A 7472-nucleotide genomic window follows, 5' to 3' on the forward strand; every position below is an offset into this window, starting at 1 on the left:
CGCCGATCAGCGCCAGTTGAATGAGTCGTTTGCTATTTTTATATTGTGCTGAATCACGCATACCCGCCTCCCGCATTAATCGTACGTCAGGTTAAAGATCATGTGCGACTCTACCTCACCGGTACTGGTGGTCGGCGCATATTGATAGAAACGCGCATGCAGAGGCAGGGTGATGTATCGGGTTTCTTGCGTGCGCAGCGTACCGACGCTGTATTTCTTGTTGAATTCCAGCGGTACGCCCTCTTTCAGAACCTGGATACCAATTCCTTTCGCCAACGAGGAGCCGGATTTTTCGTTCAGCAGCGCGCCTCGGCTCACCGTGGTGCCGGTGGCCAGCGTGCCGGAGAAAGAGGTCTGGATATTGGCGTATCCCGACTCGCTTAACCCGCCGCTGCACTGCAGCTCAATATTAAAATCCTTCCCGCCCGCGGTGGTGCCGACGCCGTTGAGATCGCTGCGCTTGATGGTACCGACATCGACGTTCATATTTTTGCCGCTCAGGATGGTACATGAGGGCGATACCACGGTGATGGCGTTGGCGCTCAGGCGGGTTTCGAGGATCGGGTTGTTGCCGTTCTCCCAGTCGTAAGAGGTGTACTTACCTGCCGCCAGGGTTCCGCTGCCGGTCACGCTCGCGGTTTTAATCACCTCCAGCGTAAAGCGGGAGCCTTCCAGCGAGTAATTCGTGGTCCGGCTGACGTAGCTGGAGAACGTGTCAGGGTAGATAATATTGACCGTCGCCCCGCCGCGGCTGAACCGCAGGCCAATCCCGGGCACGTTGGTGGAATAAATTTTATTTCCCAGATCGGTCGCCCCGGGGGCGACGATTTTGGCCACAAAGCGGTTAGTGCCGCTGCTGCAGCTATAGCTGGCCCCGCCCGGTGCCGACATGGTCCAGTCCCGGGACACGATCACCGAGCCTACCGGCAGATCCGGCGGAACCACCACCCGGCCCACAACCATGTCGAGGCTAACCGTCGGCTGCGACAGGCGCGTACAGTACGCCCATGCCGACGTGGTCCCCATCGCCATTAAGCCAATAAAAAGCGTCAGTTTTTTCATTAGCGACATAGCGTTTCCTTTGTTTTTTCCTGACTTAATTCCACCGAGCACTGTCCGCCGCTCCACTTAACCGTGGCCTTCGGCGCGCTGGCGTCGCTGATAAACATCATGCTGCCCTGGCCCACCACGCCGATCTCTTTCCCGGAGGGGTTGTAAATCGTGGCGGCGAACGGTAGCGGCAGACCGTTTGCCTGACGCGCCTGCAGAGTGACGTTGTTCTGCAGCGTGGTATCGAAGGAGACCTTGACCACGCTCCCTTCCCACGGCACCACCTGCGCCACGGTACTGCCGAAGGCGACATCGTCGTTGCTGCCTTTCGGGTCAATTTCAACGGAATTTATCCGGTAAGGCCGCAGATACGGCAGAATGGCGTAGCCGTTGCTGTCGATGCGGGTACCCGGCGAGCCGGGCAACATCGCGCCCGCGGCGTCTTTCGCTTCGATCAGCGCCATGGTGGTGCCGCTTTCCGGCGAGAATACGACGCCGTGCTGATGCGCGATCAGCGTCCCGCTGGCGCCTACGCCGCTCTGGCGATAGCCTTCGCCCTGGCTATAGCTGCCGTTCAGCGTGGTCCACGGGGTACGGTAGCTGCCGTTCAGCGCCACATCGTGCTGGCCGCCGGTAGAGGTCGTGGTCGACACGCCGTAGTTGAGGTTGTTTTCACTATCCAGCGAACCGTTGACGCCAATCTGCGAACTGGCGAAGCGTGAGTTATTAAACGCGGTATTCGACGTCAGGTTAGCCGTACGGTTTTCACCGAACCACAGCGGGTAGCTAAAGTTGAGTGACACGCGATCGTCGCGACGGTGGCCGGAGCTATCCGGGGTATAGACGCGCTGGGCGCTGACCGACCACGAGAGCCGACCGTACATGTTGTTGTAACTAAACTGGTACTGCTTCTCCGTTCCCGAACGGTTCCAGTAATCCGCCACCCGGCCGCTCAGATAAAAACCGCCCCAGCCGTCCGGCAGGTTCTGGTTGACGGTAAAGGTCATCCCGTTTTTCTGGCGCCACACGGTGTAGTTGCTGTTGTAGTTCTTCTCCTGATCGACGGCGTAGAGGGCGTCGTTCAGGTTGTAGTAGCCTTTGGTGGAGTAGCGATACGCCGCCAGCACGATGCTGGTCTGGGTTTCGGTAAACATACGGTTAAAGGTAGCGCGATAGCTTTGACCGTGCTCGTCAAGGGTATCGCTCTTCAGCCGCGAGTGAGTCACGTCGAAGGAGAGCGCGCCGATGCCGGTATTCATCCCGGTCCCCAGCAGGAACGCCTGATAGTCATCAAATCCGGTGACGCCGGTATAGCCGGTAAACAGGTTATTTAAACCATGCTGCCAGGTTCCCTGGTAGAGCATCGGTTTATTACGCAGCGAACTATCGTCGACTTTACCGGCGGAGAGCGCGTAGCGGGTCATCCCCGGACGCAGCAGCTGCGCTACCGAGGCGTAAGGTACGCTGAATACCTCGACCGAACCATCGGCCTCTTTAACCGACACTTCAAGGTCGCTACCGTAGCCGGAAGGATAGACATCCTGCAGGGTAAACGGCCCCGGCGGCACCGTGGTCTGATAGATAATATTGCTGCCCTGGCGCACCGTCACCAGGGCGTTGCTTTGCGCCACGCCGCGAATTTCAGGGGCGTAGGAGCGCATGCCGTCGGGGAACATATTGTCATCGGTCGCCAGGTTAACCCCGCGCAGGCCGATGGTGTCAAAGAACTCGCCGTTGGTAAAAATCTGCCCGCCGCTGACTATCGAGTTAATCTGCGGAATCGGCCGCTGCAGGTAGGTCTGGTTGCTGTTCCAGTGCGCTTTCCCCTGCTGCTGCTGCCAGTTCAGGTTACCGATATGCTTGAGCAGCCAGCCGTCCCACGACAGACCCGCGTTAACGCCAAGATACGCGCTGCTGTTATCGGAACCGTTGGCCGAGGAGATATGGCTGTTCCAGGCGTTGGCCATCCAGCCTAAATTCAGCGCCGCAACGCCTTTATCCCAGAACTGCGGGCTGACAAAGTTTTTCAGGCGCTGATCTTCGTAGATTTGCGGTACGGCAATATCCAGTCTCAGGGAGGACTGAATCAGCGTGTCTTTGACGTTATCTTCGTGACGCCACTCCTGCAGGCGTCCGCAGAAGCCCTCTTTTTCGCTGAGCTGCGGATTTAATTTTTCCGGCGAAATCCCATACTGCATCAGCATCGCTTTGGTATAGCAGACGCCCATTTTGCCGTCTTTACCGGCGGTGATTTTCAGGTCGTAGCGCCCTTTCCATTCGCCGTTGGTATAGACATCAAGGGAGTAGACGCCCTCGCTGATAGCGCTGGTCGAGAAGCGCGACAGGTCGACCTTTTCGCGACTGCCAACGATAAAACCATCGTTAAATTGATAGATCGTTCCCGGGTTTTCCTGTCCGCTGGAAAATGGCGGAAAGCAGCACAGCGCAACCGCGATAGCCGTGCTTAATCTTCCCGGGCAGATTGACCTCTGCTTCATGATCGTTTCCCTTATTTGACGGTAACTTTCACTGCGACATCTGCACCATAATCATTAATGTTGTTAACGGTCAGGGTCTCGCCTTTGCTCACCGCTGAAGAGAGGGCGATGGTCTGGCTGGACTGCGGGGCAAACATGACCGTTTTGCTGTTGAGCGCTTTGCCGCCGTTACGGGAGATACGGCTTACGGTGATATAAAAGGGCGTTGGGTTACTGACGGACAGGCTGCTGCCGTTAGCGGAGAGCGCCAGTTTTTCTGCCGCAGCGTCGCGATTGCCTAGCCCGGCAGGGCGATAAATAAACTTAAAGCGCGAACGAATCGCCAGCTGCAGAATATTTTGCCCTTCGTTTTTCTGGCTGGCCTCAACCGGCGGTATTTCCAGAAGGTTCAGCCACCACAGCGTCTCTTTATCTTTAGCCAGCCCTGCATTACTGCCGAGCTTAATACGCAGGGTTTGACCGCTTTTCGCATCAACGCGGGAAATAGGCGGCGTGATAATAAAGGGGGTAGTAATGGTATCCGGCGTCGCGTCGGCATTACCGTTATCCAGCCAGGCTTGCGCCAGCGCCGGACGGTCGGCGGTGTTAGAGAGCTGCACCGTTATTTCTTTTTCATTTCCTGGATAAATAAAGCGGGTACCGTTAACAATAATATTATTGGCATGGGCCGCAAAACTAAAAATGAAACAGAAAAAAAGGGCAATACGCTTCATGCTGACCTCAGAATAAAAAAATAAGCGGCAGCAGTGGCCGCTTTATTATTGTTGTATACCCTAAATAATTCGAATGACGGGTATAAACCGCCCCGGCGCGAGGCGGCTTTATCTCTCAGTCGATATTACTGATAAGTAATTTCGTAAGTCGCGTAGCTGTTAACCACACCGGTGGTAACCGTGGTCGGGGTGCTGGTCGCGTAGCCGACGTAGTAAGTGAAGCGTGCGCCATCCTGAACGGCAGAGGCATCACCGGCCGCTTTAGGCTGGGTGCTGTCGCCCGGGATGATTTTGTTGGTCAGCGCGGTGGCGTTGTCGGTGGAGAGAACCAGCTGGATATTCTGCGCGCCGGCGGCTTCGGTGTTAGCCAGGTAGCCCTGCTGTTTAGCGGTTGCGCCCGCCAGCAGGTTACCGCCGGTCCAGTTCACGCCCAGTTTGCTCACATCATCCTGTTTGGTGCCATCAGCCGCCTGGCAGTCAGAAACATCGATGGTGAAAGATTTCGGTTTCAGATAGGTATCCGCCGCGGCAGCTTTAACTTCCGTTAAAGTCACTGGTGACAGATAAACGTTCGCATCGCTGCCCTGGCCGTTTACGGAAACAGTACAAGATACGTCGGTAACTTTACCGAAGAAATTAACCTGACCGCCGCCTACATTGGTATCAGCAGCATTTGCCGCAGCCATACCAAAAAACGCAGTTGCCATTGCAGCAGAGAGAAGAACCTTTTTCATTGCCATTTCCTTGTCAGAGTGAATTAAGTATCAATGAGCAAACAGTTAATACGCACAAAAGTCAGAAGCGATTTGCGATGCTCACTTTTGCAACTGTTAATAGAAACTTCGACTGACCGGAAGCCGCAATATTTAAGGCGTCAGGAACGAACTCGATAAAAGAATTCGTCAAGGCTGTCGGCGTCAAAGAATGCTATTTTTCGCTGACAAATATACATATGTTCACGAGCTGTTAATCAATGTAACAGATAGCTCACAACTATTAATTACTGGGGATTGATAGCAAGAAACAAAGCTATTGTTATTTACACCGAAGGGGAAAAGACGATATGGAATATAACAATATACCCTAAATAATTCGAGTTGCTTAAAGGCGGCAAGGGAGTGACAAATTCGTCGGGAACGAATTTGACCAGCCGAAGGCTGGCCTCCGGTGAGAGGCAGGAGCCTCTCATTAGTCCCCGGGAGCATAGATAACTATGTGACTGGGGTGAGCGAGCGCAGCCAACACATAAGCAACTCGAAGTATGAAGGGTATAGTGGCATAAAAGGTTATTTCTCTACAGAAAGAACAATCCTAATCCGTCAGCAGTCTCCCTTTTTCGTCAGTTGAAAATGCAGATACAACGCGCGCCACCCTGCCGGCGTAATCGTCACTTCGCGAAATCCCGCGGTAGTGCTAAACCAGCCGTTCTCCAGACCGTGCTGCAGCAGCGCCGCGCCCGCCGCGCCCCCAAGATGAAAGCGTCGTTCGCTCCAGTCCAGACAGCCGCAGCTGGCTTTGCGCCGGGAGCCGCGCTTCACCACCACTCCCAGCCGGGCAAAGTGCGCTTCCCCGGCGGGCGTCAGCGCCGTTCCGTCAGGCGTTATCCACGCTTCACGCTGCAGAAAATCATACAGCGATACCGCCACTTCTCCGGCCAGATGATCGTAACAGGTGCGCGCCAGGCGCAAATTGACCGGCGTGCTGGTTGCGAGCGCTACCGCGCGCTTGCCGGCCATGGTCATCATATTCTCCAGCAAACCGGCGACATCGCTACCGGCGAGGCGGTAGTAGCGATGTCGGCCCTGGGCAAGGCAGATTAATAAACCGCTGTTGACCAGGCGGCTAAGATGCGCGCTGGCGGTCGAAGGGGAAATATCGGCGACGGCGGAAAGCTCGGTCGCCGTCCACGCCCGGCCGTCCATTAAGGCGCACAGTATCTTCAGGCGCGAGGCATCCGCCATCGCCGACGCCACTGCCGCCATCGCTTCGGCCAGGGACTCATCGTCTTCAATTAGCTCAACAGGTTTTAACATAGGGCCTCGCTTATTTTCCCTAACCACAAACAGCAGCCAGAGTACCGGGGATGGGCAGGTTAAGCACGGTATTCGCGCAGCACCTGAGCCACCCGAATGTGATAACAGGCGAAAATGCTCTCCCGCCCCTCTTTCTGCGCAGCCTGATGGCAAAGGTTGCGTTTCCACGCCTGCACCGCTTCCTCATCCCGCCACCAGGAGAGCGACAAAATTTTCCCCGGTGTGGTCAGGCTTTGGAAACGCTCAATGGCAATAAAACCGTCAATATTGTTCAGCAGCGGCTTCAGCTCCGCCGCCAGCGCTAAGTAACGTTCCTGACTCGCCGGAGTGACCTCGGCTTCAAAGAGTACGGCAATCATCTCATTGTCCTCACGCAATCTGTGTGAGGGTCACTGTATCTTTTCACCCTGGCTCAATGCTTCGTTGACGGGCGAAATATCGCCGCTTTATTTGCTCAAAAAACAGCCAATGCATTCACATTAAAAATAATTAATCACGCGAGGCGAGAAAACTGCGCGGCTGTTGAGATCGTTTTCCACGGCGAAAGAGACGCTGCAGAATAAATCATCTGTTTGTTTTTATTGGAAATAAAAAATTAAAATTTAGGCATTCGTCATCATACCGTCACAAAAGTGTGATCTAAATCGCACTTTTTGCAACGCGCGTTATAGTTAGCAGACTTATTATAAGTCCATCGAAAGCAACAACGCTTTCCACCATAAAAGTTAAAAGGATAAACACCATGAAAAACGTAAAATTACTTGCCGCTGCCGGTATGCTGTCTCTGGTCTCTTTCGCTAGCTTCGCTCAGCCTGTTAGCGTAACTGCTGATACGCTGGACAACGCCGAAGCCAAAATCGCCGCCATTGCTAAAGACCAGGGCCAGTCTTACCACATTACCGAAGCGTATACCGGTAACCAGGTTCATATGACCGCCGAGCTGTCTAAATAACCGAATGGTTGCAGAGGGAGCTGCCGGACAGGTCGCCTGAAGGCGGCTGGTCTGGCTCCCGCCACATAATAAGCACACAGCAATGTCGAGCCCCTTGATGGGGCTTTTTTTGTTTCTGGCGAACAGTGCCCCCACAGCCTGGTTTGTGGGTTCACTGCCGTCTGCGGTGCCGTAGATACTGTGAACGCCTGCAACCATTTTTAGTTGCCGATACTTTCTCCGGCTC

Annotated in this window: 7 protein-coding genes; 1 reads left to right on the forward strand and 6 read right to left on the reverse strand. The window is 54.7% G+C overall.

What is annotated here, in order from left to right; translation table 11 throughout:
- Positions 1 to 75: 75 nt before the first annotated feature.
- The 6 genes from ABLU67_RS24285 to ABLU67_RS24310 all read right to left on the reverse strand — a co-directional run bounded on the left by ABLU67_RS24285 (position 76) and on the right by ABLU67_RS24310 (position 6653).
- On the reverse strand, positions 76 to 1071 hold the full coding sequence (locus ABLU67_RS24285) for a fimbrial protein (RefSeq protein WP_004124708.1): 996 nt from the start codon (positions 1069 to 1071) through the stop codon (positions 76 to 78).
- Positions 1062 to 3548 (reverse strand): fimbria/pilus outer membrane usher protein, encoded by a 2487-nt coding sequence (locus ABLU67_RS24290; protein WP_014839452.1) that lies wholly within the window; start codon positions 3546 to 3548, stop codon positions 1062 to 1064. The genes ABLU67_RS24285 and ABLU67_RS24290 overlap by 10 nt, the downstream gene beginning before the upstream one ends.
- Positions 3549 to 3559: 11 nt before the next feature.
- The gene (locus tag ABLU67_RS24295; protein ID WP_000820820.1) at positions 3560 to 4261 is read right to left on the reverse strand and encodes a molecular chaperone; all 702 of its coding nucleotides are present in this window, start codon (positions 4259 to 4261) and stop codon (positions 3560 to 3562) included.
- Positions 4262 to 4386: 125 nt separating this feature from the next.
- Positions 4387 to 4995 (reverse strand): type 3 fimbria major subunit MrkA, encoded by a 609-nt coding sequence (gene mrkA / locus ABLU67_RS24300; protein ID WP_001493056.1) that lies wholly within the window; start codon positions 4993 to 4995, stop codon positions 4387 to 4389.
- 585 nt (positions 4996 to 5580) lie between these two features.
- On the reverse strand, positions 5581 to 6294 hold the full coding sequence (locus ABLU67_RS24305; RefSeq protein WP_102803904.1) for a winged helix-turn-helix domain-containing protein: 714 nt from the start codon (positions 6292 to 6294) through the stop codon (positions 5581 to 5583).
- 59 nt (positions 6295 to 6353) lie between these two features.
- Entirely contained in the window at positions 6354 to 6653 is a 300-nt protein-coding gene (locus ABLU67_RS24310; protein WP_014226700.1) for an antibiotic biosynthesis monooxygenase, read from the reverse strand.
- A gap of 383 nt (positions 6654 to 7036) precedes the next feature.
- On the opposite strand from ABLU67_RS24310, the gene ABLU67_RS24315 reads away from it, so the two are divergent.
- On the forward strand, positions 7037 to 7246 hold the full coding sequence (locus ABLU67_RS24315) for a YdgH/BhsA/McbA-like domain containing protein (RefSeq protein WP_014226701.1): 210 nt from the start codon (positions 7037 to 7039) through the stop codon (positions 7244 to 7246).
- Positions 7247 to 7472 lie beyond the last annotated feature (226 nt).

The organism is Klebsiella sp. GN_Kp190 (assembly GCF_040061795.1).
In the GTDB taxonomy this organism is placed as follows: Bacteria; Pseudomonadota; Gammaproteobacteria; order Enterobacterales; family Enterobacteriaceae; genus Klebsiella; species Klebsiella michiganensis.